Genomic DNA, 26,392 nt, shown 5'->3' with positions numbered 1-26,392 from the left:
CACCCGACCTCGTCAGACATTGGGCTGGAAATTCCCTGTTGAAGTGTTGACGGATCATCTGCAACTGCTGGCAACCAATCGGCTCAACATTATCAACTGACTGTTGCACTTGGAACCTGAGGCCGCCTACTCCTTTACCGATTTGGTTACGCAGGCGCCGCGAGACTGGATCTTCGTAGTGCACTTATCGCATGACTGTCCTTCTGCACTGTGCGCTCCCTGGCGTACCCGCCTTGCTAGATCTGGCGAAACCGAGCACGTTCGATCAGGTGCCCAAACGTGTATACCTGAAGCTCGATGCTTAAGCCCCCCTCGACTTAAAGACCTAGAATGATCGATTCGCCGCCGTGTCGCTATCCATACCAGCCTATCTTGGTTGCTCAACCAGTTTAGGTACTGCTAACAGAATGTCATCGAGTACGCGCTAGGGATGCTCCGATCAACTTAACTCGCCGCGCAGACAAGCCGAAATTTTTCGGTACGCAGCACCGGATGCCGAAAAGCGAGCGTTTTTTCAGGTTTCGAGGGCGTGTGCGCTCAGTTTTCCGTGCCAAGCCCGCAACTCGTCCCTACCCATTAGCTGTTTTCGAGCTACCCATAGGCTCGATAGCGCAAACAGCGTAGTCAACTAAGCAGTGACATCGGCCACATTGGCTGCGGTGCCATGGAGATGATGCACCAGGTCCGATTCCACGTTGGCGCCAATGTGCGCCTTTATCCAAAGAAGAAGGGTTGCCCTTCTTCGTCTGTTGCATCTCAAGGTCGCGCTTACCGTCCTTGTCCTTCGTCGAGCTCGGCGCGTGGATGGTGGTGGTGGCAAGCGCATGAATGCCCGTGCCACTGGGCTCATGAAATATCGATCTGGTACCTGAACCCCTCGGCCGCCGCCCGGGAAATTCGGTATTCGAGCGGGGAGCGGTCATAGCCGAGGGCGGTGCGCTCGATGGTGACGACCGGGGCGCCTTCTTTGATCGAAAGGATTTTGGCGATGCCCCGGTCGGCTTGCTCCACGGTGAGGGTCTCGCTCGCCGAGCCGATACATTGGCCGCACTGGGTTTCATAAAATGGGTAGAGCAGTGTGCCGAAGCTTTCGGAGTCAATGTCCAGCAATATGCCGAACCGCGTGACGGGGAGCCAGATGTCCTCGTGGAACAGTGTGCGGCTTTCAACCATCCGCAGCCGCTCCAGATGCACGACGTCTTCGCCATCCTCCAATTTCAGTGCTGTTGCCACCGACGGCGAGGGTTTTTGCCGGTTCTTCGCCAGGATGCTGCTGGCCGGTATTTCGCGCCCACCCGCCGCATTTACTTGCCTGAAGAATCGCACCAGTGAGGCATCGAAGTTGGGGCGGCGCACGTAAGTGCCACGGCCTTGGCTGCGCAGGAGCAGGCCCTCATTGACCAGCGTGTCCACGGCCTTTCGTACCGTGCCGATGGCCACACCATAGTGTCTGGTGAGCTCGGCCTCCGTAGGGATGGGCGAGCCTGGCACCCATTCACCGGAGCCGATCTTGGCGAGCATTTCTTCTCGCAGACGTTGATAGAGCGGCAAGCGCTCGTCGTATCCGAGGGTCGTAGAAGCGTGCATTTTTTCGATTCCTTTTCGGCAGGCTGGGCCACTTTATCACCTGCGCAGGGTTTGACAGATCTCCATCCCTGAATATATGGTGATCTAGTCATATATATGAATTTTTGATGTCTTCACGCCTGCTGACGATGCCGGATCGGGCCAAGGAACCTCGTTTTTCATGGGCGTCAGGTGATTTTTCATAACAACAAAACGATCGGGGTTATCTGTTCATGACCAGCCTTCAACTACCTGCCTTCACGGGTGTGGACACGCATGCCCACATCTTTCGCCAAGATCTGCCGATGGTTGCCAACCGTCGCTACAGCCCGCATTACGACGCGTTGGTGGAGCAATACCTAGAGCATCTGGATCGCCACGGTTTTTCACACGGCGTGCTGATTCAGCCGAGCTTTCTGGGCACCGACAATCACTTCATGCTCGACGCGTTGCGCCGTTATCCGCAGCGCTTGCGCGGGGTGGCGGTGGTGGATGTCGACATCAGCGAAGCCCAGTTGGACGAACTGGCCGAAGCGGGTGTGGTCGGCATCCGTTTGAATCTCATTGGCAAGGCGCTGGCAGACTATAGCGGCCCAGCCTGGACCACGCTGTTCCAGCGGTTGGCGCTGCGGGGATGGCAAGTGGAAATTCAGCGCGGCATCGATGACCTGGCACTGATCGTACCGGCCATCAGGACCTGCGGTGTGACCGTGGTCATCGATCATTTCGGCCTGCCAATGGGCGGCATCGATGCTGAAAACCCCAACCATCGGGCGTTTCTTGAGTTGCTGAACGATGACGGGGTGTGGCTCAAGCTGTCCGCCGCGTACCGCAGTCGATCCGATCTTGCCCAGGCCTCGTATGGACTGGCGCTATTGAGCAAGGCGAGTGGCGGTCTCCAGCGACTCGTCTGGGGCAGCGATTGGCCCAACACTCAGTATGAAGAGCAGACGGACTATGCCCGGCAGGTGGCTTTCCTCGAAGGCTTGCTGCCGGACGTGGCCGAGCGGGCGCATGTGCTCAAGGACAATCCAGCGAAGTTGTTTGGCTTCGACATGTGCGGCTAAACGATCAATAACAACAATAGGACTTCCATCATGATGAGTCTGCTCGTCGTCGCGGCAATCGTCGCCGCCGTCGCCCTGGGTTACAAGACCAAGATCAACATAGGTCTGTTCGCCATCGCTTTTGCTTACCTGATCGGCTGTTACGGCATGGGGTTGAGCCCGTCCGAAGTCATCGGCCTTTGGCCGCTGAAGATTTTCTTCATCATTTTCTCGGTGTGTCTGTTCTACAGTTTCGCCATCGTCAATGGCACGCTTGAAAAGCTGGCGGAGCATCTGATTTATCGATGCCGGTCGATGCCCCAACTGTTGCCGTTCGCGGTCTTCTTCACGGCAACCGCCATCTCGGCGATGGGCGCGGGCTATTACACAGTGCTGGCGTTCATGGCGCCCATCACGCTGCTGCTATGTGAGCGCACCGGAATGGGCCTGATCACGGGCGGCATGGCGGTCAACTATGGCGCCTTGAGTGGAGCCAACTTCGTCTCCAGCCAGAGTGGCATCATCTTTCGTGGCTTGATGACCAATGCCGGCATCCCGGAAAACGAGGCCTTCCTCAACGCCGCAGCGATTTTCGCCAGTACCTTGGTGATACCGCTGGCGGTGATTTCGGTATTGGTGTTTCTGACCGGCCATGGCAAGGCGATGAAGGCGTCCGCTTATACGGTCGCCATGCCGACGCCGCTGAATCGCGAGCAGACAATCACCCTATGGCTGACGTTGACGATGATGGTGATCGTGCTGGCGGCGCCCATCGCGCAACTTATCTTCCCGGACAGCGCCACGGTGAGCTTCATCAATTCGAAGATGGACATCGGTTTGATCGCCAGCCTCTTCTCGGTCATCGCGCTCCTGCTGAAACTGGGCGACGAACGCAAGGCGATGGCGTCCGTGCCCTGGGGCACATTGATCATGATCTGCGGTGTAGGCATGCTGATTTCGGTCGCGATCAAGGCCGGGACCATCGGCTTGCTGGCATCGTGGATGGGCAATAGCATTGCGCCGATCATGGTGCCGATTGTCTTTGGTGTGGTGGCGGCGTTCATGTCACTGTTCTCCAGCACGCTGGGGGTGGTGACGCCGGCGCTGTTCCCCCTGGTGCCACCGCTTGCCACGGCACTGGGGCTCGATCCGATGATCCTGTTCGTGGCCATCGTTGTGGGCGCTCAAGCCACCTCCATCTCGCCGTTCTCCTCTGGCGGCAGCTTGATACTAGGCTCCTGTACCACGGAGCAGAGCCGCAACTCACTGTTCCAGCAGCTCCTGTTCCGCGCAGCGCCTCTTGGCTTTGTCGCGGCACTGGTGTTCAACGCGGCCCTGACGTTCGTTTAAGCACGGCTCTTCATAGTCCGGCGACCGAGTCGAGGCCATAAGTTAGGACCTTGCAGCTTGAGCAGCTAACCCTGTTGTGCAGGGGGCCAGACGGTCATGTCGAGCGTACCTTTCAAAAAACCGAGCCTGCGCTCGGTTTTTCTATGCCCTTCCCTACGCCTCAGCCGCTACGATGCCGGGCAAGCTCAATGTCATTGATGAGCGCCTTGGCAAGCGAACTCAGGTACCGAATCGACGTGAGCGAAGGCAAATCCTTCTCCACCTCTGCCCTATAGGTCAGATCTCGAATACAGCCCAGCAGAATCGAAAGCTCTTCGAATACCCGGTCGTACGGAACCCCACGCTGAACGCAAAACAGCTCAAGAAAGCGTTCCTCGCCTGCCGTGCTGCAGGTCGTTGTCAAATTCTCCATGCGCCATCCCCAGGTCAGATCTTACTAATAGCGTTGTGCCTGGCCGCTATTCGGCCGATTCTGCTCAGGCACGCTGAAATCACAAATCGCACCGGCGTTGCTGTTTACCTCTGTGACGCGCATAGCCCTCGGTAGCGTCGCAGCGACGAGAACATCAATGGCCTGATCCGCCAGTACCTGCCCAAAGGCACAGACCTGTCTGGCCACAGTCAAGAGCAACTCGACGCCATCGCGTATGAACTGAACATCCGTCCGCATCAGCGGTTTGATTGGAAGTGTCCAACTTGAATGATGACGGCGATGATGGCCAAGCATCATGAAAGCCCAGCCTTAATTCAATAGTGTGATGTTGCCCCCAGTCCTGAAGCCGCCCCTATATAATTCAGACGGCATGCCCGCACTCATGCCCTAGAAGCTATATGGCTCGAGCTCTGCAAGCTGGGACAGCAGAATCAAATGCTCCACTGCTTTTAGTTTCTCGACATGATCAAGGGATGCCGATCCGCCAAGCATCAACGCTGGAACAAAACCATACATCTCATCATGGCGAAGAGTACCGAGCTTTTTTCTTGCCGGCTTGAACAAGTTTTCCATGTCGTTGGAATCCACTTTTCTAGATACGATAAAGTCTTGAAGCTTACGGTCCATTTGCTCGGGAGTCGGTTCAAAATCATGAATTACGCATCGAGAAAAGACGCTGGTTATCTTCAGTGAAAATCCCGTTTTCTCGCCCCATAGGTAGAGATCGCCAAACGCCCCACGGGCAATTAGATGGTAAGTGTCGCGTTTTTCAAACTCCGTTCCTTCAAGCCACGAAGCTACCACGCCTTCGTATTCTTGCGGATTCACAATCCAAAAAATCCCATCACCGTATCCGCACCAGCCGTGCTCAGCCCAATACTCCAGAAGCTGATTGGGCAGTTTACCCCTGTAATGCTCGATACTCGACGCTGGCACTTCTTGACGATCGACCAGGCCACCAAACTTCTCTAAGAATCTAGCAAATACTTTATCCACGGATGCCTCCTTCAGCACTTGTGTAGTTTCACGTTGAGGAACGTTGAACCCCGCAGGGATTCAGGTACCTTCTCAGCAGATGCTTTAAGGTTTTGAATTTTTGATTTCCATTGCGGGCCAATGCTGGAATTGACCTGTCGGTCACCGAAGTCGCCAATGATATCGTTGCCACCAGCACTCAGATCGGGGTTGTGCAGCCCAGCAAGGTTTGCCATCGTTTCCTTGGCTTTTTTAACTGCAGCTTCCTCTGCTTCGAGTACATCCAAGTCTGGAAAATCATTCTGAAAACGCTCTTCCAATTGATCTTGTAGATCCTTTCGAGCTTTTTTGGCAGCCGCCGAGCTTCGTTTTACCGGATTAGCAATATTCTTCAAATACTCATCAACCGTAAGCCGATTCAACCCATCCTCTTGCCCCTTCAACTGCCGCTCGAACTCGCCAATCTTGGAGGCAGGCATGTTATCTGCCTTAAAGCATTCAACCTCATGCAGCGGCATGGTGTTCGACTTACCCTTGGCGGGCTCTTTTTCTCTTCTTTCTGAGTGGTTTGGAGGTCGCCCCTGGCTCGCCAGCGGCCCTGTGAGCGGCTCCGCCTTTTGCAGGTCAGGCCTGCCCTTCAACTCAGCTTCGTGCTCGACCATCCACTCGCCAATTCTTGCGCCTTTCGGACTGGCTCGCATCTCTTGCGCCAGCCTGCCAGCGTTACCTCGACCACGAGTCAGGTATTCAACAATAGCGCCCAGCAGCAAAATGACGACTTCGACGTGGCCTAGCGCGATACTGTGGGCAGCGCTGCTCACTGCGAAGGGATCGTCCTGACTGAAGGGAGTCAAGCCTTCTTCGAATCGGGTTCCTTCCCATGCAGTCTTGATCCCTGTCAGATAATATCCGCCAATGCGCGGCAAGCCTTCGACGAAGAACTCTGCAACGGACTGCAGGCCAAGTATCCCCAGTATCCAGCCGCTAGCCTGCAAACCCATTGCAGCCCCCGCAGCCCCCATGGGAACGGCGCCAGCACCGCCGAAGAAGGCGCCTACGCCAGCGCCGATGCCGCCGCCGGTCAACGTACTCCCCGCGACGATCATTGCCATCTGAGTGACAACATCGATTAGGTCTTTGAGGATGACGGAAATATCGAGGTCGGCAAAGCGCCGGCGAAGTAGGTCACTCGCTTGCCATTCAGCCTGATGAAACGCAGAGCGGACGCTTGCAACGCGGCGGAGGTTGAGACTCAGGGAAGAGACAAGTTCGCCCCAATGGTTTCGATATTGCGCACCACTTTGATAGCCCCTTTCCTGCCTTATACGATCTTCAATCTGCTGCCAAGACGGCACGATATTCCATAAAAACATCCGATGTCTCCCTGACAATTTGCCTGCTTGAAGAGGCAGTATCCCGCTTTCTGGTCTGGATAATATACTGTCAAACGGTATAGCGACGTCGCCTGGGAAGGGAACTTTGAGGATTTGCTGACGCAAAATGCCGATGAGATCAAAAACCTTTCCCGCCTCGGGAGGTGGATCGCAGATCTACGCAAGATGTGTCCTGCGTGCGGTTATCCTTTAGGCGGGATCGCGCTGGTTCAGACGGGATTTATCGACCACGTCTGTCCAGCGCGTGCCTGCAGGTACGGCTTTCTCTATGGACTCGCCTCGGGCTCAGTCGCTACGATGCCGGGCAAGCTCGATGTCATTGATGAGCGCCTTGGCAAGCGAGCTCAAGTACCGAATCGACGTGAGCGAGGGCAAATCCTTCTCCACCTCTGCCCTATAGGTCAGATCTCGAATACAGCTCAGCAGTATCGAAAGCTCTTCGAACACCCGGTCGTACGGAACCCCACGCTGAACGCAAAACAGCTCAAGAAAGCGTTCCTCGCCCGCCGTGCTGCAGGTAGTGGTCAAATTCTCCATGCGCCATCCCCAGGTTAGATCTTGCTAAGGGCATGCTCAATGAGCACCCGAGCCATTTCGGTCGCGTGCTGAGCATTGGCGAGCATGTTCACGCAGGGGTCACCGTCCTGATTTCGTCGACAGTGAGCAAAGGTTTCCTCCACGCCACGCAGCAGCTCGCTGGCATGCGCCAAGGCATCCGGCGGGATGATTTCTGAGTGAATGGAAAAATAGGGGGTAGTGATGAGGTTGGCTGGCGGATCTGGGACGATCTTTTTCATTTTGCTTCCACGTGTGTACAAGGAAGGCAACTCACCCATCTCTTCTCACGGATTGGGTGGCAGCCGGACACGAGGTGAGAAGAACCGTGCACGCGGAATCACGGCCAGACCGAGGTCTGCTCGTGTACGGCTGCCATTACTGGAAGCATTCCACATGTACAGCACGGGCTTCTCACACCCGACCGCCCAGATGGGCGGCCCGATGACGTTACCCTTGTGACATTTCCACGCCAATGTGGAAGCTTCCGAAGCGGCTGTAGGATACTTCCGAACGTGATCGTCCCCAAGCATTTGGTGTGAGGTTCAGATTTTTCTCACAGCCCCTTTGTAGAGATCGTTAAGGCTTAGGCCCTGTGTGAAATCGCAGCATTCAACCTGAAGTGCTTCAGCTCCTTTTGCGGGCTTGCCGGGAACGGTTGCGACTTGAGATCAAATACGCTCGCTGTCCCCCCCCCAGCCTGAGATTTGCTCGATTGAGCCACACACATTGGTTCATACCGGCATACGCTGGCACATTCAGGCCTACTGAGAGAAAAGACAGCGTTTACCGCGATTTCGTATCTAGCTACATACGCGGCAAGCCAGACCTGCTGGATGGCAATGGCAATGGCAATGGCAACGGCATCGAAGGCGATACAGCCTGGAACACCGAGGTATCGGTAATTCTGGAGTCTGACCTCGCGGCTCGACGCTGCGCAGAAGGCGACTACAGAGGGTGACTACGGCATGCTGAATGGCAAAGATCACGAGCCGACAATCGTTGGTCAAGTATGAGCTGCAACGCTATCAAATCGCCCCCAAGAACCTGGCTTCTAATCCAGAGGCGCACTAGGTCGTGATCGCCAGCTTGGAAGCGCTGAAACCTTGGCTCTATGATTGACTCAACACGCTCGTGGCCTCCCGCGACCATGAAACCGCACTCAAGGAAGAAACACACGCTCATGACAGCCATATCTCCCTCCACAACCACCCCACAAAGTCCATCCCACGCTTCATCGCCAGATCCCTCCGCCCCCAATAGCCCCAGGCGAGCACTATTCAAGCTCCTCGCCGATATAAAATGGTGGCTACCGGTCGTTTCAACGCTTATCTCAATCTCGCTTCTCACCAAATACCTCTGGGTAATCCATCACCCCGAGTTGATCCTGAGTTCGCTAGGTAATCCCTCAAATCTAGTCGCCTGGTTATTCTTCAGCCTTTTGGTACTCGCGTCGCTGCTGCTCATCGTATCAGTACCGTCCTTAGTCTTCACTTTGAGCATGTCTATATGCACCGTTGACAGAGAGTTGGAAAAGAAGCTTGCCTTACGCTTTGGCCTTATTGTAGTTGGGGGCTATCTACTGCTATCGCTCAACCTGCTGGGAGCCTTATTTGATTACATCATTGCCCCAGGCTACTTTTTCCCTATCGTCGTGATCGTTGCTGCTTGTGCCTTGATATTTCTGCTTCGCCGCGATGAATCCCTACACAATAAAATACTGGAGCTACCGCCTGGTCCTCGCAAACCCTCGCATCGCAAAATCTATTACGCAGCCCTCGTTTGCTGGCTAAGTGTGCTGCTAGCATTTACTTCGATCAGTGGAATCATGCCCGCCCAACTAGCTATCATGACGTGGCGAGGTGCAGAAAGCGGCCGAGAGGCACTCGGAGCTATCGCTCTCTGCTTATTTATAATGTTTCTCTACCTAGCGCCAGTCCTCTTCTTTTATCTAGCAAACGGCGATACGGTGCAGCGCATCATCAAAGCTGCACAGATGCTGCTCGGGTGCATCTTCGTCAATGCAATGCTATTACCGGCTCTCTTGGACCTATGGGTATATTCCGCGGCCAATCTCATCAAAATCAGAGACAATACCGAGCTGAGTTATGTGTTAGATGAGAGAGATTATCCGAAAGAGGTATTCAGTAGCCCCCTGTGGCAACTGGAGAGCTACAGTGGAACGAATGGTTTGTACAGCGTTAAGGCGTTTCGTCAGTTTCGCTTCGGCGATACGTTGTTGATCTGTCCCGCTAGCTACCGAAATATCGCTTTGAAAGAGGTTAACAGCTATGTACATCGCTGCATTGCGTTGTCTGATGGCAAGGTGCATGTAGCCGCCCCTGTATTAAGCAAGGATGCCGCAACTGTAACCGAGCCGAATTGATCTGCCCCATGCATACCTAATTCTTCATGCGCCATCCCTAGGTGACATTTTACTAGGGATATATTTGATGAGGGCCCGGGCCATGTCGGTCGCATGCTGAGCACTGGTAAGCACGTTCATGCAGGAGTTACCGTCCTGATTTCGTCGACAGTGGGCAAAGGTTTCCTCCACACCACGCAGCAGCCCGCTGGCATACGCCAAGGCATCCAGCGGGACGATTTCGGAGTAGATAGAAACATAGGGATGGTGATTAGATTGGGGGGTGGATCTAGGACGATCTTTCTCATCCTGCTTCTCTCCTGGGTCCAGGGGAGCAGTCCACCCTCACACCGCGCAACCTAGGCTAGGACTAGACTAGGTAATCAGCCAACCGACCAACTACGCCTGCCCTCTCGCATTCAGATAGCGCCTTACGCCCCTCATGCGCCCAAAGCCCTAATCGAAGCGCATCCCAAAAAGGCCACCCTCCGGCGAATCCGAAAGCTCGGTCTCAAGAACATAGTCCGCGAAGCTGACGCCGCTCTCCCGCTCAGCACGCGCGATTTCGTCTGAGTTGAGCAGTGCGATGTACTGAATGCCTGTCCTCGCCGAAAACTCAGCAGCGATCTGCAGCGCCCGCGCGAACTGCCGGCCATCGACAGGCTCGAACAGGTGACTGTCGTGGATGATGAAACCCGGGCCTTCCCCGCGCGCTTGGGCCAGCGCTGCCAGGGTGAGGTCGAAACAGAAGACCTCCATGCTCATGACACCGGTACTAGCATCGGCGGGCGTCTTCGGTAGGAAGCGCAAGCCACTCTCTGTCGCAGAAATAGCCAGTTGCCCTGGCGTTTCGTACAGGCGCTCGGAGACTTCCGCAAACGTCCGGCTCGCGCTGTCCACTATCGAGGCGCGCTCTCGTCGGTCCTGGCGCAACGCACGAACGGCGTCCTCTACGTCGCGCTCGAGCTGCTCGGTGCGCTCTTCGAGCCTGCGGGCTTCCTGCAAACGGCCTTCCAACTGCTTGAGCTCTGCCTCACGCCTGGCGAGTTCATCGCGCAACTGAAGTAACTCATCAGCCGGGCCGCTTGCACGCAATGAGCGAGTGATATCACGTCGACGTGCTTCCAATTGTTCACGCAAAGGCTGACGTTTGAGCACTCGATGCCGCGCCGCTGCAATTTCACTCTGCAAATGGGACTGCCGGTTCTCGACCAACTGTTCGTGGAAGCGTTGTACTTCTTCGTACCGGCTCGTCACCAGGTCTGGGAAAACGATTCGCGCTTCACTGAAGAGCCGTGCGATGTCCGGCGCCTCCGTAAATACCTCCGCCTCCAAGGCACGGCCGTTCACGTCGATTGCTTCTTGATCGATGACGTCCTCGTCAGACAGCTTACGGAATTGCTGATTCAGGGTGGCCAACTCGCGCTCGAGCTCGCGAAAAGCGGGGAGCACGTTGAACGTTTCGACGCGATCGGCCAAGCGATCACGGCCCAGCTTCACCGAAGCGATGTGCGCCTCGAGTTGGGCCTCAAGGTCAGCCCGTTTGCTTCCATCCGCCGCAGCCTTGTCCAGCGCTGCCAGCGCTTTTTGCGCATCCTGAGTTTGCTTGAGGGCTGCTCTGGCTTGATGCAGACGACGCACCAACTCAGCTTCCAGACCAAAAAGATGTGCAAGCAGGGTTTCAGATGAAGCAGCCGTCTGGTTGCGGAAGCTTTTGGTTGGGCAATCGAGACCGCCATCCCGTTTGCGCCGGGCGAAGTAGGCAATGAGCTGACGATAAGTCACATCGCCGCTGCCACGCTTTTCACCCAGCGCGAACCAGGCTTCGCCAAGTTGCTTGCACCACTGCGCGTTTTGAAGGCAGCGCTTGTCGATATGCGCGGATTGGAGAAAGACCTGGCTGGCATTCGCGACGCTACGCATGACTTCCAATCGCTCGGAGCTAACGTCAAGGTCGAGGGTGAAGTCCCAGTCGGCCAGGATAGAAGCGGTAAGCGCACCCTTTGGTTTGCCGCCAAGGAGGAAGTGCACCAGGTCGATAATGCTCGACTTACCGGCGCCGTTACGGCTTCTCCGCTCGTTGGCCTTCCCATTGTCCTGCGCAGCGCCAGGCGCGCGCGTTGTGAGCACGATATTGAGGCCCGGCTTGAAATGGAGCGTTTTGAAGCCTGTACGATCCGCTGTAAGACGGTGCAGCATTGCTTAAGCCTCCGGGTGACGGCCGATCAAACCATGGTCGTCGAGAGACACGAGTTTCATCAGAAACAAGAGGTCGATCGCCAGGATGAAAAAGGCGTATGACACCGGGCTGGCCTCCTGCCGAGTGCGAAACTCATCCCAGATGCTCGAGAGGGTGCGTGGAGAGCATAGGCCTTCGAAAATTCTGCCCGCCAATGTGAGCAACGCCCGGTTTGGGCTGATATTTTTCGTTGGAAGAATCATTGCGACTGTTGATCGAAGTGCAGATCACCATTGGTGAAGATGGCAAGCGCCCACCGTAAAACGCTTGCTATGAACGCCAATGCCTACTTTGCTTGCAACACTGGCGGATAAAGAGGGCCGTTTTTTGGGCTCTTCAGGGCTGCCGTTGTGACGATCTGGGCAGCCTAGGGTGCCAGCTAGTCGTCCGCAACACTGCACAAGCTGCGGCGGCACATTTTAGGAAAAGACCTACGATAAATTGCCAAAACCTGATTGCGTTTGGGCCAGCCGACGCGACTCAGAGCCTTGCTCACCTGCGGGGTACCGGCAGCTGAAAAAGATCAGGTTATGCGACCAGTACAATTGTCGTGTCAGTGGCGCGACTTTTCAGCACGGCCTCGTAGAGCGGGCGGATGTGCAACAGATCCGACGGGGCAAAACCGCGCACCCCTGGTCGGATCCAGCCCAGACGAACCTTTAGCCTGGCAACCCACGCGCAACTACCGCCTCTCTATCCGTCAGAACGTATACTTCCCCGTCACCATCACATTCCGCGGCGCCCCATACACATCCCCGCCGTACTCAATCGAACTCGAAATCGCCGAGTAGTACTTGCGGTCAAAGATATTGTTCGCATTCACCTGCAGGTCCAGGTGCTCGTTCACCCGATACCCCGCCATCAGGTCCGTCACCGCATACCCGCCCTGCTGCAACCGGTACACGCTGCCATCCGCCGTGGTCACGTCGTTGTACATCCGGCTCTGCCAATACACGTTCCCGCCCACGCGCAGCTTTTCCAGCGGCCCCTGGAACCGGTAGCTGGTGGTCACCTTGAACAGGTGCTCCGGCATGTCGGTGTCGAACTGCTGGTTCTCGTTCTGCGGGTTGCTGGCGTCCTTCAGGTAGTGCATACGTGCGTAGGTGTACCCGGCCCCCACTTCCCAGTTCGGCAGTACCGAGCCCTGCACTTCGAACTCCACGCCCTGGCTGCGGATCTCGCCCGAGGCCTCGTAGCAGTTGTTCGGGTCGTCGCAGTTGAGACGGTCGGCGCCGATCACGGACACAGCCCGGTTTTCCTGATCGACGCGGAACACCGCGACGCTGGTGTTCAAGGCGCCATCGAAGTACTCGCCTTTCAGACCGATCTCGTAGTTCTTGCCTTCCACCGGCTTGACCATGCCGCCGGCGGAGTCTTTATAGGTCTGCGGGTTGAAGATGTCGCTGTAGCTGACGTACACCGAGTGGTGGTCGTCCAAGTCGTAGATCAGCCCGCCGTACCGGGTGACGTTGCGGGTCACCTTCTGGTCGGACTCCGAACTGCCTTTGTTGTCGAACTCGTACCAGTCCAGGCGCCCACCGAGAATTAGCTTCAGTGGGTCGGCCAGGCTCAGGCGTGTGGTCATGTATACGCCGTCCTGTGTCGTGACGTCGTGGCTTTTGCCCGAGCGAATGAAGTCGGGTTTGGCGCCGTCGACCGGCCAAGTGGTTGTGTAGGGCGAGTAGTTCTTCTCGGTCATGTCGTAGACGCGCTTGCTGGCGCCCACCACTAACTCGTGCGTACGGCCGAATGCCTCGAAGGGACCGCTGACGAAGGCATCTACACCTGACTTCTTCTGATCGTGGCCCGACTGGTACACCGTACGGCCCAAGCTCAAGTCCTTAGCCCAGCGCGACATGTAGGAACCGGAGAACACCGCGTCCTGCTGGCTGTAGTTGGCGTTGACCTGCAGGCTCCAGTCGTTGGCCAACCGGTGACGCACTTCGGCGAACACCGTGTCGATTTCCTGATCCTTGTCTTCCCATTTGCTGCCAGGGTTGAACGAGCGCGGCAGGTCCAGGTGGCGACCATCGAGGCCGACCATCGAGGAGCCCCAGAAGTAGTTGGTCTTGTCCTTCTGGTGCGAGAAGCCGAGGGTCAGCGTGGTGTCGTCGCTCAGGTCCGCTTCGGTCACGGCGTAGAACAGGCCGTGGTCCTCGTCGACATCATCCACGAAGCTGTCATTGCCACGATACGAGGCGACCACGCGACCGCGCAGGGTGCCGCTGTCATTGAGCGGGCTGGAGGCGTCGATTTCCCCGCGATAGTCGTCCCAGCTGCCGGCGGCGCCGGTCAAGGTGACCCGTTGCTCGGCCAGGGGGCGCTTGCGCACCAGGTTGATCGCTGCCGAGGGGTTGCCTGCGCCGGTCACAAGACCGGTGGCACCGCGCACGATCTCGACGCGATCGAACATCGCCAGGTTGGGCTGCGAGCCGACCGTCCAGCCTTCGTAGCCACTGGGGATGCCGTCGTACATCAGGTTGTCGATGTCGAAGCCGCGCGCCGAGTACGTCTGGCGCCCTGGACCGCTGGAGAAGTTGAGGAACAGGCCGGGCGCGTTCTTGACCACGTCATTGATGCTGGTCATGTTCTGATCGTCCATGCGCTGACGGGTAATCACCGTAGTGGCCTGGGGTGTTTCACGCATGGTCAGGGGCAGCTTGGTCGCGGTGGACATGGCGCCTGTGGTGTAGGACTGCGAGTCTTCGGTCACGCTGCCTAGCTGGGTGTTGAGGATTTCGGTAGCCCCTAATTCCAGGACGCCTGGAGTGCTTTGCGCTTGGCCCTCATCAGGGGTGGCAGCCCAGGCAGGCGTCAGCGTGGCCAGGCAGACGGCGGCGGCCAGGAGGTTGTGGGCCGGCGTGAAACGGCTTGATGAGGGACGATACGACATGGATTGAACGGTCCGTGTTGATAGGAAAAGGTAGCGAATAAGAATTCCTATCAATAGATATGTCAAGTTGTATCGATTTCAGGTCCTTGTGTAGGAGGTTTCCCCGGTAGGTTTGGGACGGGTGTTCCTGCCACTTGGGGTTAGCCTCGCATCAGGGGTGATACGCAGGGCTGCTCTCGTAAGAAGTTATATTGTTGGTTTTAAAATGATTTACAGGCTTTGTGGGCCCTGCGGGCCCAATCGCGGCCGGTCCGGCGCCCCGGCAGGGGCCGCTCCAGGAGGACCGCGGCTGCCTGTACCATTGCGGTATGACTACGGGTGAGCGGCCCCTGCCGGGGCGCCGGACCGGCCGCGATGGGCCGCAAAGCGACCCCAGAAATCCATCATCGATAAAGCTTCTAAACCCTGCCAACCATTGCCATATCCTTTGCGCCATAGCCAGCGTCGGAACGGTTGGCAGGGCTCCCACAATTTACGAGCGCCTGAGCGAACGTGCCGGCTTTCGTCTGCATGGTCGCAATGGCACGCCCTGAATGGGCTGTTCCACCCGTTGACCCACGAGGCGATCGCGGCCATGCAGAACGACGAAGGGGCGCCCGAAAGCACCCCTTGTCAGACGACGACGGTCCGTCTTCAGAAGTCGTACCGCGCCCCCACCACCATGCTGCGCGACGGCCCATAGAAGTTGAACGTCGAGGTCGACCCCACGCGCGACAGGTAGTCCCGGTCGAACAGGTTGTTGACGTTCAAGGTGGCCGTCAGCTTCGGCGTCACCGGGTACGACAGCAGCGCATCCACCGTGGCGTACCCCGGCGCGTCGATGCGCACGCCGCCGTTCTCGGAATGGAAGTTGCTCATCGCCGACACGCCACCGCCGATGGCCAGGCCTTCGAGCGGGCCTTGGCTGAGGGTGTACTTGGTCCACAGCGAGGCCTGGTGGCGCGGCATGATGAAGAAGGTGGTCTCGGGGTCGCCCTTGACGGTGTCGGTCTGCATCCAGGTGTAGCCGGCCAGCAGCTCCCAGTTCGGAGTCAGCTTGCCGCTGACTTCCACTTCGGCGCCCTTGACGCGGGTCTTGCCGGAGGCGACCGAGTCGGTGGTGGCCACGCCCTCGTCGTCGTACACGGTGGTGGCGCGGTTCTCGTCGGTCAGGCGGAAGGCCGACAGGCGGGTGTTGAGGTCGCCGCCGAAGTAGCTGCTCTTCACGCCGACTTCGTACTGCTGGCCTTCGCGCGGCTTGAGCACCCGGCCCTGGCCGTCGGTGGCCGACTGCGGCTTGAACACCTGCGAATAGCTGGCGTACAGCGCGTGGGTGTCGGTCAGGTCGTAGACCAGCCCGCCGTAGGGCGTGAAGTGGCCGTCCACGCGCTTGCTGTCGGCCTCGGTGGCGCCGGTCTTGAGGGTGGTGGTGTAGAAGTCGCCACGGTACCAGCTGAAGCGCCCGCCGCCGATCAGCGCCAGGCGCTCGATGGGGCGGAAAGTGACCTTGGAGTAGAGGCCGTACTCTTCTTCCTGCGTGCCGACCTCGGTGCTGTAGTTCGGCGCGGGCTTGCCGAAGCGGGTCGGCGCGTAGGTGTTGACGTTGATGGCGCCCAGGTTGGTGGTGCCGTTGAGGTATTCGCTGTCGTAGTTCTTGTAGTCGCTGCCGACCACGAACTCGCTGATCTGGCCGAAGGTCTCGAACGGCTGGCTGTAGCTGGCGTCCAGCGAGTAGGTGTCCTGGGTGAAGTCACGGGCGCTGGCGCGCTCGGAGTTGGCCCCGGTGGTGGGGTTGGTCGCGGTGAAGGCGTACAGGTACTCGGTGTCGCGGTGCGAGCCGCGGGCGGCGATGCGACCGTAGCCGCCGTTGTCGAAGCGGTGGGTCAGTTCGGCGACCAGGTCGGTGGTCTTGCCGTCGAAGCTGTTCCAGTCGGCGCCGAGGAAGCGCGAGTGGCTGAAGTCCGGCACCTCGCCGTTCAGGGTGGCGGGGTAGCCGTTGTGCGGGACGAGGTTCTTCACTTCGTGGATCAGGCCGAACGACAGCAGCGTGTCCGCGTCCAGGTCGATGTCCAGCGCGCCGTAGTAGGTGTTGCTGGTGTTGGCGTTGTAGTCGACTTCGCCGTTGGTGTCGTCACGGGAGGCGACGAAGCGCCCGCGCACGCGCCCGGCGTCATCCAGCGGGCCGCTCAGGTCGACTTCCTCGTGGTTGGTGTCCCAGGTGCCGTAGCTGCCTTCGACATGGCCCTGGAACTCGGCGGTCGGGCGCTTGCGCACCATGTTGACGATGCCGCCCAGTTCGCTGGTGCTGCTGAACAGCCCGGCCGGGCCGCGCATGATCTCGACCCGGTCGAACGCCGCCAGCGACGGCACGGTGCCGAAGATGCTGGCCATCGGCGCGGGCAGGCCGTCGATGTTGAACTCGCTGTACTCGTAGCCCCGGGCGTAGATCGACGAGCGGCCGCTGTCGTTGGTCAGGGTGCGCAGGCCGGCGGTGTACTTGGCCAGGTCGTCCAGGTGCACGAAGCGGCGGTCCTTGACGTAGTCCTGGGTGTAGACGGTGATCGACTGCGGGATGTCCTTGAGCGCGGCGGGCGTCTTGGTGCCGACGGTGGCGGCATCGACGCTGTAGCCGCCGGTGGCCTCCGACGGCAGCATGTCGTACAGGCGGTTGCCGTCGATGGTCAGGGCTGGCAGGTCCAGCGCACCGCTGTCGAGCGTGAGCGGTTCGGCGACCGTCTCGGCCAGCGCCGACAGTGAAAACGGCGCCAGCAATCCTGCGACCAGCCAGCCCCGTGCCCTGAAGGGGCGCCCTACACCTTTCGAACCGTTCATGACCCTTCCTTCGTTGGCGATGCGATGACAGAGGCGCAAAGGTTCGTCTGCGCCGCGTCGCGTGGTTCGGACCACGTTCTGGCGGGCAGCCCTGCGCGGCATCACGGGCATGGCCGGACGATCACGACGCAGGGAGACTGGGACATGCGCCAGCGGCCGCATGAATGACAGTAATTCGCAAACGAAACACATTGCTTTTTGCGAACGATACCGCAGGGCTGCGCGGGGTGCAGCAGGATTAACCTTCTTAACACAGCAGGCGTTGCCCTCCCCCGCGCGCGATGGGATGATCCGCAACTGATACAGGTTCTCATTCAAGGCTCACCGTGCCCACTTCCCTGCTGCTCGCCGAAGACGACCCCCACCTGCGTCAGGACCTGGCCCGCCACTTCCTGCAACGCGGCTTCCAGGTGCAGGCGTGCGCCACCGGTACCCAGGCCTTGAACGTGCTGCGCCAGGCGTCGTTCGACCTGGTGCTGCTGGACATCATGCTGCCGGGCATCGATGGCCTGAGCCTGCTCGACGAGCTGCGCCGCCAGCAGGCGGTGCCGGTGATGCTGATGTCGGCGCTGGGGGCTGAACAGGATCGCATCAGCGGCTTCACCCGCGGCGCCGACGACTACCTGCCCAAGCCCTTCAGCCTGGCGGAGCTGGATGCGCGGGTCGATGCCCTGCTGCGGCGCGTGGCCTTCGACCGGCGGCGGCCGTCACGGGCCGAAGTTAGCACCCTGACCCTCGATCAGGCAGCCCAGGACGTGCGCCATGACGGCAAGGCCGCGGGGCTGACGGCGTCCGAGTTCCGTCTGCTGGTCACGCTGCAGGCCTGCCCCGGCGAGGCGCTGAGCAAGGCGTTCCTCTACCAGACCGTGCTGCACCGGGCCTACACCCGCCTGGACCGCGGCCTGGACGTGCACGTGTGCAACCTGCGCCGCAAGCTGGCCGACATCGGTGCCCAGCATGTGCAGATCCAGGCGGTGCGCGGGCAAGGCTACCTCTGGGTCGAGACGGGGCCGGGCTGATGCGCCGCCATCCCCTGCTGTGGAAGCTGGCCGGCTTGCAGATCGGCTTCTGCCTGCTGCTGACCTGGCTGATCTGGACCTGGGGGCTGTCGGTGGAGCGCAGTACTTATTTCCTGCCCCAGGCCGATCAGGACTACCTGGTGCAGCACGCCCAGGCGGCCGAGCAGGCCTGGCGCCAGGGCGGCGCGGCGGGGGCCGAGGCGTTTCGTGTGCAGCTATCGCAGGCCGAGCACACCTGGGTGGCGCTGGTCGGGCCGCACCTGCAAAGCCTGGGCACGACCCCGCTGAGCGCCGAGGAAGCCAGCCACCTGACCTTCATGCGCAAGCCGGACTGGCCCCTGAGCCGGCGTCTGCGCGACGAGCTGCCCTACGTCAGTCTCGAGTTCCCCCGGCAGCCGCAGGCCGGGCGCCTGGCCATGCAGTTGCCCGAGCGGTTGCTGCCCACCGGGCTGACGCCCTGGACCCACCTGGTCACCCACGGCATCGCGCCCAGCCTGTTGGCGCTGGTGCTGGGCCTGCTGCTGTACCGCCACCTGGTGGTACCGCTGAACCAGCTGCGCGACCGCGCCGATGCCCTGCGCGCCGACGACCTGGACAGCCCGGGCCTGCCGCTGCGGCACCGGCGCGACGAGCTGGGCGAGCTGGCCCAGGCCTTCGATCACATGGCCGGGCGCCTGCGCCAGAGCCTGGAGCAGCAGCGGCTGTTGCTGCGCACTTTGTCCCATGAGCTGCGCACGCCCCTGGCGCGGCTGCGCATCGCCCATGACAGCGACCTGCCGCCGGCGCAGTTGCGTGAGCGCCTGGACCGCGAGGTCGCCGGCATGCAGACGCTGCTGGAGGACACCCTGGACCTGGCCTGGATGGACACCGAGCAGCCGGCCCTGCCCACCGAGCCGGTGCTGGTGGTGTCGGTGTGGGAGGCCTTGTGCGAGGACCTGTGCTTCGAAAGCGGCTGGGACCGCGCGCGCCTGCCCTGCTCGCTCGGCCTCGACTGCCGGGTGCAGGCGCACCTGGACAGCCTGGCCCAGGCCCTGGAAAACCTGATGCGCAATGCCCTGCGCCACTCGCCGGCCGAGGGCCGGATCCGCCTGGACGGCTGGCGCGAAGGCGATCACTGGCACCTGCGCCTGAGCGATCAGGGCCCTGGCGTGCCGACGGCCGACCTCGAACGCATCTTTCTGCCTTACCAGCGCCTGGATGGCAGCGGCGCCGGCTTTGGCCTGGGCCTGGCCATCGCCCGACGGGCCATCGAGCTGCAAGGGGGGCGATTGTGGGCCAGCAACGGCCACCCCGGCCTGTGCCTGCACCTGAGCCTGCCGGTCGCCCCCGACTGACGCGCTGCGCCCCTAGCCGCGCTCCATGCCCGGGGGGTGGCCGAAGTAGGCCTTGTACGCATGGTTGAAGTTGGCCGGGTGCGTGTAGCCCAGGCGGTAGGCGATCTGCGCGACCTGCCACTTGTGCTGGCGCAACAGTACCCGCGCCAGCTCCATGCGCTGCTGGCGTACGTACTGCAGCATCGACTGCCCGAACACCCCCGCAAAGGCCCGGCGCAAGGTGGTTTCGCCAATCCCCAGTGACCGCGCCAGGTCGGCGCTGCACGGCGGTTCCGCCAGGTTCGCGTCCAGCACCGCGCGCGCCTCGAAGGCGATCTCGCGCTGGCCACGTGGCACCGTCGTCGGACGGCTCGGCGTCTGTTGCAGGAACGCCGCCAGCTCCACCAGCACCGCCAGGCTCAGGCTCTCCTGGTTCAGCCGCTCCATCGCCCCGGTATAGGGCGAGTGGTACAGCCGTTCGAGCAGCCCGCCCAGGGCCTGGCACGCGTGCAGTTCGGAAAACTGCATGCCGTCCTCGAGCAGGGTGAGCAAGGGCCGGAACGCGTCGTCTTCCTCGGCCAACGCCTGCAACAGGTCGCGGCCGATGCGCAGCCCGGCCATGCGCGCATGGCTGCCGGCGCCGAGCTGGTCCACCGCCTCCATGCTCTCGCTCAGGCCCAGCGCGTGGGTGGCGCCGTGGGTGTAGCGGTTGAGGCGCCCGTCCACGCGGTGCTGCCACTGCCCCTCCAGCACCTGGACGATGCACAGGCTGCCGGGCAGGACCTTGTCGATGCGCACCGGCTCGGGGAACTGCAGGTTGCAGTCGAAGTACTGCAACTGCGGCCGCACGCTGCGGGCGCGGTAGTGGCCCACGGCGCTGCCGACCACCTGCCGCGCGCGCTGGTCGAACACACCGGCCTGGTCCAGCGCCGCGGGCCGGTCGAAGCAGAATTGCGTGTCCAGATAGGGGTTCCAGCGTTTCATCGGCAAGGGTGTCCGTCGGTGCCTGGCATAGGCAGGCCATGTTAACCCGGTCACACCTTGGGCAGGTGGCCTTGTGACCGAGCGGTTATTGATTGTGCGTGGCGGCCACCTGGCTTGGCAGGATCACGATGGTTGACTTCAATGGTTGCCCCCTGACATTTCTAGGAAGCTCGACCAATGCCGATCTATCGCACATGGATGGCCCTGCTGGGCCTGTCGCTGGCCCTCCTGGCCGGGTTTGCCCAGGCCGAAGACCGCCCTGAAGTGGCCGACAAGGTGGTCGCCTACGCCGGCGAACAGAACATCAAGGTCTGGACCCTGCGCATCGGTGCGCGCAGCGAGCATCAGGCGCTGGTGCAACTCGAAGGCGTAGACCACGACTGGGACATGAAGATCCAGAAGATGGCCGTGGAAAAGACCGACAAGGATACCCGCTACGTCACCACCGTGGACGGCAAGCGTTTCGTCGCGCTGATCGTGCGCAACGGCTGGGGCGAGCTGACCCTGCCGGGCGAGTCGCAGACCGTGAACGTGGCCTACGACGGGTTCCTCTCCGAGCAAGGCAACGCCCAGGCGTTTCTCACCGACTACCTGCAGGCGCAATGACCCATGAGCGCGATGCGACGGCTGAGCTGGGCACTGATGATGCTGGTGCTGCCGCTGATCCTGATGGGCTGGAGCAGCCTGCAGGGCTGGCGCGCCGACAGCGTGCTGGAGGAGGCGCAGGCCATGCGCCAGTGGCTGGACGCGCCTGACGACCGCTGGTTGCAGGCGCTGCCGCTCCAGGACCGCAAGGAAGTGATCACCGAGCAGGGCCGACGCGAGAACTTCCAGTACCGCGTCGCCCTCGCCGAGGCCGACACCGCCGGGCTGCGACTGCGCCAGGTGCTGGCCGCGCTCGGCTACTGGCTGGCCGTCGCCGCGCTGATCGCCGGGCCAGCGATCTGGCTCAAGCTGCGCCTGGATGCGCGCCGCGCCTGCGCTTCGCGCGACTACCTGCACGACCACCTGGCCGATGACTGGCAACGACTCGGGCGCTGGCTGGTGGCCTACACCGGCCTGCTCTGCGCCTCCCTGGGCATGATCCTGCTGTACCAGTTGAGCTGGGGCTGGAGCCACTGGCATGACGGTGGCTGGGCGATGCTGCTGTTCTGCGTGCCGGTGGCCGCCGTAGTCTACCTCGGCGTGCTGATGATCGAGCGCCTGCGCAAGCAGTGGGTGGAACTGGAGGCGCAGCGCTCGGCCTTCCTCGGCCGCGCCCTGAGCCGCGCCGAAGCGCCTGGCGTCTGGGCCTGGATCGAACGCCTGGCCACCGACCTCGGCGCGCCGGTGCCCGATCACATCGTGGTGGGGATCGACCAGTCGTTCTTCGTGACCAGCGTCGAGGTGGTGTTGCAACCCGCCGGGCACGTGCTCACCGGGCGCACCCTGTACCTGCCGTTGCCGTACCTGACGGTCCTCAGCCAGCAGGAAGCCGCCTCGATCATCGGTCACGAACTGGGGCACTTCAGCAGCCGTGACACCGAACGCGGCAGCGAGACCGCTGCACGCTTCAGCCTGATGTGCGCGCACTTCGCCCTGATCAGCGCCGAAGACGCCGACCCGGCGTGGATCGAACGGCCGGCGATCTGGATGGCCGGGCAGTTCCTCTACCACTTCCAGATCGCCGTGCACCACTGGAGCCGTGCCCAGGAGCTGGTCGCCGACCGCGCCGGTGCGCAGGTGGCCGGTGAACGGCTGTTCTGCCAGGCGTTGCTGCGGGTGATCGCCCTGGAAGGCGAAGTCATGCACCTGCTGCACACCCAACCCGGCGGCGACCTGGTGCAAGCCCTGGCCGAACGGCTGCGGCATACATCGCTGAGCGTCGACCAGGCCGTCGTCGCCCAGGCGATCGCCCACCCCTTCGATACGCACCCGCCGACCGTGCAGCGCCTCGAGCAACTGAACGTCGACCTGGACACCGCCTTGCTGGCCCAGGCCACGCGCACGCCCAGCGACGCGGATCGCCGCTGGTTCGGGCACCTGGCAAGCCACGTTCGACCGACGACCGACACCACCGACACGGGAGCACCGGCATGACCTCCTCCGACGATCCATTGGCCAACCTTGGCCAGTCGCTGACCCAGGACTTCACGCAGCAGGCCAGCGCCAGCCGCGAGCAGGCGATCCATGAACGCGAGCAGGTGCTGGCCAGCTACCCCGAGGTCACCGCGCTGACCAGCACGCGCAAGATCTACCGCACGCTCGTGCTGTTCGCCGTGTTCCTGCTCAGCCTGAGCGCGTTCTGCCTGTCGAGCGCCCATGCGTTTCTAGGCGTGCTCCTGCTGCTGATGGGCCTGGGCTTCGTCGCCGGGCTGTGGTTGCACCGCCAGGCCGGCCAGGACGTGGTCATGCGCCTGAGTCACACGCACCTGGGGTTCGCCGCGCTGGACGCCGAGATCGCCCTCGACCAGGTCACCGAGGTGCGTGTCGCCAACGGCCGCATGATCCAGATCACCTTGTGCCTGGCCAGTGGTACGCCGCTGCCGGGCAAACGCAATCGCCTTGGACCGCTGATGCCCAGCGCCAAGCTCAAGCACGGACGCACGCCGCAGGTTCGCCTGTCGGTCTATGGGCTCGAACTGGACGGCGAGCTGCTCGACGCCGAAGCCCTGATGCACCTGTTGTACGGTTATTGCCACGTCGCCCGCGCCCATACCCAGTTGCAGGGTCTCAAGGCCGGGCCGCACCCGGCATGAGCCGCCTCCCTGACCCCCGTGCTGCCGTGCGCAGCGTTTGCAGACAAGGATCCACCCCATGACGACCCCTTCGCAGCCCGATCCACTGTCCCGCCTGTCCGAAGCCCTGGGCAACGAATACGGGCAAGCCCGTGAAGCCCAGCGTGGCCAGGTCGTCGCCGACCTGCGCGAGGTGATCGAGCGCGTCCCCGAGCAGAGCGAATTCACCAACAGCCGCCGCTACAAGGTGATCGGTCCGATCTTCCTGGTCATCGCCCTGGGCATGATGGCAGGTGGGCTGGCCCAGGGCAGCACCAAGCTGACGATCCTGGGTGGCATCCTGGCACTGGTCTTCGCCCTGGTGACCTGGCAGCACCGCCACTCCGGGCAGCAGACCTTCATGCGCCTGACGCGCCGCGAGCTGTTCGTCGACACGCTGAGCGCGCCGCTGGCGCTGACCGACATCGTCGATGTCGAGGTCAAGGACGAAGGCCTGCTCACCCTGCAGAAGCTGATCGTGCGCCCCGACTGCACGCTGCCGACCCACCGCGCCGCGCGCATGCTGTTCGGCAACCAGGCCGTGGCCCTGAACAAGCCAGTACCGCACATACGCATCCTGTCGGCCGGCGTGATGTGCAACGGCCGCAAGCTGAGCATCGAGGAGATCGCCGAGACCCTGCATGCCTACTGGCAGGCGGCGTGCGCGCAGCGGCAGCTGGACGCGTTGAACGAGCAGGCGCGCTGAGCCGATCGCGCCAGGCGGCCGGGCGCTGACGCGTTACCCTGCCGCCTCCCCCAGGGCATGCCGCAGGTTGACGACGTGCGGCCCTGCCCCACCCGCCTACGTGGCGACCCCACGGCCTTGCCTGCCCTGCCCACGCGCTGGGCTGATAGCATCGGCGTCGAATGCGCTGACCGTCGAGGACCTCCCATGCCGCTTGATCCCCGCTCGCCCCCGCCTGCCCCCCTCCCTACCGTGGAGGCGCGTTTTCTCGGCTGCCTGCTGGGCGGCGCCGTCGGCGATGCGCTGGGCGCGCCCGTGGAGTTCCTCTCACGTGCCGAAATCCTGACCCGCTTCGGCCCGTCCGGCATCACCGACTACGCAGACGCCTACGGCGGCCTGGGCCGTATCACCGACGACACGCAGATGACCCTGTTCACCGCCGAAGGCCTGTTGCGCGCCTGGGTGCGGGGGTGCTTCAAGGGCATCACCACTTATACCGGCGTGACGGCCCATGCCTACCTGCGCTGGTTGCAGACCCAGGGCGAACGTTCGCCGCTGGAGGCGTCCCTGCACGGCGAACCCGGCTGGCTGATCGGCCACGACGCCCTGCACCATCGGCGCGCCCCGGGCCTGACCTGCCTGCAGGCGCTGCGCGACATGCCGGCCCTGGGGCGGCCGGCATGCAACGACAGCAAGGGCTGTGGCGGGGTGATGCGGGTCGCGCCGGCCGGGTTGTTTCTCTCGCGCCTGACGCTGGAGGATGCCCAGGGGGACGCCTTCACCCTGGGCACGGACCTGGCGGCGCTGACCCATGGTCACCCTACTGGGTCACTGACCGGCGGGGTGTTGGCGGCGATGATCCTGGCCCTGGTCGCAGGGGCTGACCTGAAGGCGGCAATGACCGCGGCCAAGGTCCCGTTGCGCCGTGCGCCCCATCATGAAGAAACACTGCATGCCCTCGAGCAGGCCGAAGCCCTGGCGCAGTCGGGCCTGCCGCCTGCACGGGCCATCGCGCGCCTGGGCGAGGGCTGGGTGGCGGAAGAGGCGTTGGCGATCGCGCTGTACTGCGCGCTGGTCGCGCCCGATTTCGAGCAGGCGGTGATCCTGGCGGTGAACCATGACGGCGACTCCGATTCGACCGGGGCGATCGTGGGCAACCTGCTGGGGGCGGTGCACGGCGTGCAGGCGATCCCCGAACGCTGGCTGACGCCCTTGGAGTTGCGCGAGGTGATCACCGAACTGGCGCAGGATCTTCATGATTTTCGTGGGTGGGGGATTGGCGAGTACAGCCCCGAGCAGGCGCTGAACGAGCGGATCTGGCGGAAGTATCCGGGGTATTGAGTGAGGGCCGAGGGTGATGGCTTGGTTGGGGGGAGGCTTTGAGACAAGTATATGTCGGCGGGCACGAGGGTGACGGACCGGACGCCATCGCGGGCAAGCCCGCTCCCACAAGTTGCTTGCGCAGCCATGCCTACATTGATGGCTGCAGAGGTCTGGGTGGGAGCTGGCTTGCCAGCGATAGGGCCCTGCCAGGCGCCGCATGCGGTCGGGCCTGTACCGAGTAGAAAAGACAGTTGCTCCCACAAGCTGCTTGCGCAGCCATGCCTACATTGATGGCTGCAGAGGTCTGGGTGGGAGCTGGCTTGCCAGCGATAGGGCCCTGCTAGGCGCCGCATGCAGCCGGGCATGTACCGAGTAGAAAAGGCAGTTGCTCCCACACCCAAGTGAGCTGCACCGGCATGGGCCACACAGGACCGCAATGCTCTGTCTCATCACGATGTTGCTACGGGTGAGCGACCCCTGCCGGGGCGCCGGACCGGCCGCGATTGGGCCCGCAGGGCCCACAAAACCAGCACTTCTGCCCCTCCGGCATACATCTGAGGCTCAGCCCCGCCGCCCCCGATTACGCCTACTTACGCGCCATCATCCCCGCCGCCTGCTGGGTCGCCTCGGTCGTCCGGGTCGCCAACTTGCGCACCTCGTCCGCCACCACCGCGAACCCCCTGGC

At 61.6% G+C, this 26,392-nt stretch carries 22 protein-coding genes and 2 pseudogenes; 11 read left to right on the top strand and 13 right to left on the bottom strand.

The features are described 5' to 3' along the window. Nucleotides 1-634 precede the first annotated feature (634 nt). Nucleotides 635-812, bottom strand: a pseudogene (locus tag G7007_RS22270) (IS5/IS1182 family transposase); the annotation flags it as partial. A gap of 34 nt (nt 813-846) precedes the next feature. Next, nucleotides 847-1,587 (bottom strand): GntR family transcriptional regulator, encoded by a 741-nt coding sequence (locus tag G7007_RS19905; RefSeq protein WP_181104527.1) that lies wholly within the window; start codon nt 1,585-1,587, stop codon nt 847-849. A gap of 212 nt (nt 1,588-1,799) precedes the next feature. Here G7007_RS19905 and G7007_RS19900 point away from each other — a divergent pair, with 212 nt between their 5' ends. Continuing rightward, a complete protein-coding gene (locus tag G7007_RS19900) occupies nt 1,800-2,633 on the top strand; it encodes an amidohydrolase family protein (RefSeq protein WP_181104526.1) in 834 nt (277 codons plus the stop codon). Nucleotides 2,634-2,663: 30 nt separating this feature from the next. Next, nucleotides 2,664-3,962, top strand: a complete 1,299-nt coding sequence (locus G7007_RS19895; protein ID WP_181104524.1) for an SLC13 family permease — start codon at nt 2,664-2,666, stop codon at nt 3,960-3,962. 160 nt (nt 3,963-4,122) lie between these two features. On the opposite strand, the gene G7007_RS19890 is transcribed toward G7007_RS19895, so the two are convergent. After that, complete coding sequence (locus G7007_RS19890; protein WP_181104523.1) at nt 4,123-4,374, bottom strand: DUF3077 domain-containing protein; 252 nt, start codon at nt 4,372-4,374, stop codon at nt 4,123-4,125. Nucleotides 4,375-4,434: 60 nt separating this feature from the next. On the opposite strand from G7007_RS19890, the pseudogene G7007_RS19885 reads away from it, so the two are divergent. Further along, nucleotides 4,435-4,662 (top strand): annotated as a pseudogene (locus G7007_RS19885) (transposase); the annotation flags it as partial. Nucleotides 4,663-4,782: 120 nt separating this feature from the next. Here the strand turns inward: G7007_RS19885 and G7007_RS19880 are convergent. The 4 genes from G7007_RS19880 to G7007_RS19865 form a co-directional block, all read right to left on the bottom strand. Further along, complete coding sequence (locus G7007_RS19880) at nt 4,783-5,391, bottom strand: GAD-like domain-containing protein (protein ID WP_181104521.1); 609 nt, start codon at nt 5,389-5,391, stop codon at nt 4,783-4,785. Between the two features lie 11 nt (nt 5,392-5,402). Next, entirely contained in the window at nt 5,403-6,743 is a 1,341-nt protein-coding gene (locus tag G7007_RS19875) for a DUF6861 domain-containing protein (protein WP_181104520.1), read from the bottom strand. Between the two features lie 306 nt (nt 6,744-7,049). Further along, on the bottom strand, nt 7,050-7,301 hold the full coding sequence (locus tag G7007_RS19870; RefSeq protein WP_181104518.1) for a DUF3077 domain-containing protein: 252 nt from the start codon (nt 7,299-7,301) through the stop codon (nt 7,050-7,052). 14 nt (nt 7,302-7,315) lie between these two features. Then, nucleotides 7,316-7,561, bottom strand: a complete 246-nt coding sequence (locus G7007_RS19865; RefSeq protein WP_060392447.1) for a hypothetical protein — start codon at nt 7,559-7,561, stop codon at nt 7,316-7,318. A gap of 1,286 nt (nt 7,562-8,847) precedes the next feature. Here G7007_RS19865 and G7007_RS19860 point away from each other — a divergent pair. Then, complete coding sequence (locus tag G7007_RS19860; protein ID WP_181104516.1) at nt 8,848-9,705, top strand: hypothetical protein; 858 nt, start codon at nt 8,848-8,850, stop codon at nt 9,703-9,705. Nucleotides 9,706-10,140: 435 nt separating this feature from the next. On the opposite strand, the gene G7007_RS19855 is transcribed toward G7007_RS19860, so the two are convergent. From G7007_RS19855 to G7007_RS19845, 4 genes are all read right to left on the bottom strand, one after another. Beyond that, nucleotides 10,141-11,883: an ABC-three component system protein gene (locus tag G7007_RS19855; protein WP_181104514.1), complete on the bottom strand. Its 1,743-nt coding sequence runs from the start codon at nt 11,881-11,883 to the stop codon at nt 10,141-10,143. A gap of 3 nt (nt 11,884-11,886) precedes the next feature. Next, complete coding sequence (locus tag G7007_RS22585) at nt 11,887-12,126, bottom strand: ABC-three component system middle component 6 (RefSeq protein WP_375139510.1); 240 nt, start codon at nt 12,124-12,126, stop codon at nt 11,887-11,889. 497 nt (nt 12,127-12,623) lie between these two features. Continuing rightward, nucleotides 12,624-14,816, bottom strand: a complete 2,193-nt coding sequence (locus G7007_RS19850) for a TonB-dependent siderophore receptor (protein WP_181104512.1) — start codon at nt 14,814-14,816, stop codon at nt 12,624-12,626. A gap of 633 nt (nt 14,817-15,449) precedes the next feature. Next, entirely contained in the window at nt 15,450-17,627 is a 2,178-nt protein-coding gene (locus G7007_RS19845) for a TonB-dependent siderophore receptor (protein WP_181104511.1), read from the bottom strand. A gap of 326 nt (nt 17,628-17,953) precedes the next feature. Here G7007_RS19845 and G7007_RS19840 point away from each other — a divergent pair, with 326 nt between their 5' ends. Beyond that, nucleotides 17,954-18,646 (top strand): response regulator transcription factor, encoded by a 693-nt coding sequence (locus tag G7007_RS19840; protein ID WP_181104510.1) that lies wholly within the window; start codon nt 17,954-17,956, stop codon nt 18,644-18,646. Further along, on the top strand, nt 18,646-19,980 hold the full coding sequence (locus G7007_RS19835; protein ID WP_181104509.1) for a HAMP domain-containing sensor histidine kinase: 1,335 nt from the start codon (nt 18,646-18,648) through the stop codon (nt 19,978-19,980). The genes G7007_RS19840 and G7007_RS19835 overlap by 1 nt, the downstream gene beginning before the upstream one ends. Before the next feature lie 12 nt (nt 19,981-19,992). Here the strand turns inward: G7007_RS19835 and G7007_RS19830 are convergent, their stop codons facing one another. After that, nucleotides 19,993-20,943, bottom strand: coding sequence for a helix-turn-helix transcriptional regulator (locus G7007_RS19830; RefSeq protein WP_181104508.1), 951 nt, complete (start codon nt 20,941-20,943; stop codon nt 19,993-19,995). A 177-nt stretch (nt 20,944-21,120) separates the two neighbouring features. Here G7007_RS19830 and G7007_RS19825 point away from each other — a divergent pair, with 177 nt between their 5' ends. From G7007_RS19825 to G7007_RS19805, 5 genes are all read left to right on the top strand, one after another. Next, the gene (locus G7007_RS19825; RefSeq protein ID WP_181104507.1) at nt 21,121-21,549 is read left to right on the top strand and encodes a hypothetical protein; all 429 of its coding nucleotides are present in this window, start codon (nt 21,121-21,123) and stop codon (nt 21,547-21,549) included. A 3-nt stretch (nt 21,550-21,552) separates the two neighbouring features. Further along, complete coding sequence (locus G7007_RS19820; protein WP_258198627.1) at nt 21,553-23,022, top strand: M48 family metallopeptidase; 1,470 nt, start codon at nt 21,553-21,555, stop codon at nt 23,020-23,022. Further along, nucleotides 23,019-23,681, top strand: coding sequence for a hypothetical protein (locus G7007_RS19815; protein ID WP_181104506.1), 663 nt, complete (start codon nt 23,019-23,021; stop codon nt 23,679-23,681). Before G7007_RS19820 ends, G7007_RS19815 begins: the two co-directional genes overlap by 4 nt. Nucleotides 23,682-23,739: 58 nt before the next feature. Next, nucleotides 23,740-24,405 (top strand): hypothetical protein, encoded by a 666-nt coding sequence (locus G7007_RS19810; RefSeq protein WP_258198625.1) that lies wholly within the window; start codon nt 23,740-23,742, stop codon nt 24,403-24,405. A 186-nt stretch (nt 24,406-24,591) separates the two neighbouring features. Further along, nucleotides 24,592-25,725 (top strand): ADP-ribosylglycohydrolase family protein, encoded by a 1,134-nt coding sequence (locus tag G7007_RS19805; protein WP_181104505.1) that lies wholly within the window; start codon nt 24,592-24,594, stop codon nt 25,723-25,725. 568 nt (nt 25,726-26,293) lie between these two features. Here the strand turns inward: G7007_RS19805 and G7007_RS22580 are convergent. Beyond that, the coding region (locus G7007_RS22580; protein WP_375139511.1) for a hypothetical protein at nt 26,294-26,392 on the bottom strand (99 nt) is incomplete at its 5' end.

Origin of the sequence: Pseudomonas entomophila, assembly GCF_013523125.1 — a bacterium.
Classification (GTDB): Bacteria; Pseudomonadota; Gammaproteobacteria; order Pseudomonadales; family Pseudomonadaceae; genus Aquipseudomonas; species Aquipseudomonas entomophila_B.
This window is presented reverse-complemented; position numbering and strand designations above follow the sequence as displayed.

Bases quoted from the DNA above. Each gene is read 5' to 3' on its own strand.
- G7007_RS19905 (WP_181104527.1), bottom strand. From the start codon at position 1,587: ATGCACGCTTCTACGACCCTCGGATACGACGAGCGCTTGCCGCTCTAT.
- G7007_RS19900 (WP_181104526.1), top strand. From the start codon at position 1,800: ATGACCAGCCTTCAACTACCTGCCTTCACGGGTGTGGACACGCATGCC.
- G7007_RS19895 (WP_181104524.1), top strand. From the start codon at position 2,664: ATGATGAGTCTGCTCGTCGTCGCGGCAATCGTCGCCGCCGTCGCCCTG.
- G7007_RS19890 (WP_181104523.1), bottom strand. From the start codon at position 4,374: ATGGAGAATTTGACAACGACCTGCAGCACGGCAGGCGAGGAACGCTTT.
- G7007_RS19875 (WP_181104520.1), bottom strand. From the start codon at position 6,743: ATGTTTTTATGGAATATCGTGCCGTCTTGGCAGCAGATTGAAGATCGT.
- G7007_RS19870 (WP_181104518.1), bottom strand. From the start codon at position 7,301: ATGGAGAATTTGACCACTACCTGCAGCACGGCGGGCGAGGAACGCTTT.
- G7007_RS19865 (WP_060392447.1), bottom strand. From the start codon at position 7,561: ATGAAAAAGATCGTCCCAGATCCGCCAGCCAACCTCATCACTACCCCC.
- G7007_RS19855 (WP_181104514.1), bottom strand. From the start codon at position 11,883: ATGCTGCACCGTCTTACAGCGGATCGTACAGGCTTCAAAACGCTCCAT.
- G7007_RS22585 (WP_375139510.1), bottom strand. From the start codon at position 12,126: ATGATTCTTCCAACGAAAAATATCAGCCCAAACCGGGCGTTGCTCACA.
- G7007_RS19850 (WP_181104512.1), bottom strand. From the start codon at position 14,816: ATGTCGTATCGTCCCTCATCAAGCCGTTTCACGCCGGCCCACAACCTC.
- G7007_RS19845 (WP_181104511.1), bottom strand. From the start codon at position 17,627: ATGAACGGTTCGAAAGGTGTAGGGCGCCCCTTCAGGGCACGGGGCTGG.
- G7007_RS19835 (WP_181104509.1), top strand. From the start codon at position 18,646: ATGCGCCGCCATCCCCTGCTGTGGAAGCTGGCCGGCTTGCAGATCGGC.
- G7007_RS19830 (WP_181104508.1), bottom strand. From the start codon at position 20,943: ATGAAACGCTGGAACCCCTATCTGGACACGCAATTCTGCTTCGACCGG.
- G7007_RS19825 (WP_181104507.1), top strand. From the start codon at position 21,121: ATGCCGATCTATCGCACATGGATGGCCCTGCTGGGCCTGTCGCTGGCC.
- G7007_RS19820 (WP_258198627.1), top strand. From the start codon at position 21,553: ATGAGCGCGATGCGACGGCTGAGCTGGGCACTGATGATGCTGGTGCTG.
- G7007_RS19815 (WP_181104506.1), top strand. From the start codon at position 23,019: ATGACCTCCTCCGACGATCCATTGGCCAACCTTGGCCAGTCGCTGACC.
- G7007_RS19810 (WP_258198625.1), top strand. From the start codon at position 23,740: ATGACGACCCCTTCGCAGCCCGATCCACTGTCCCGCCTGTCCGAAGCC.
- G7007_RS19805 (WP_181104505.1), top strand. From the start codon at position 24,592: ATGCCGCTTGATCCCCGCTCGCCCCCGCCTGCCCCCCTCCCTACCGTG.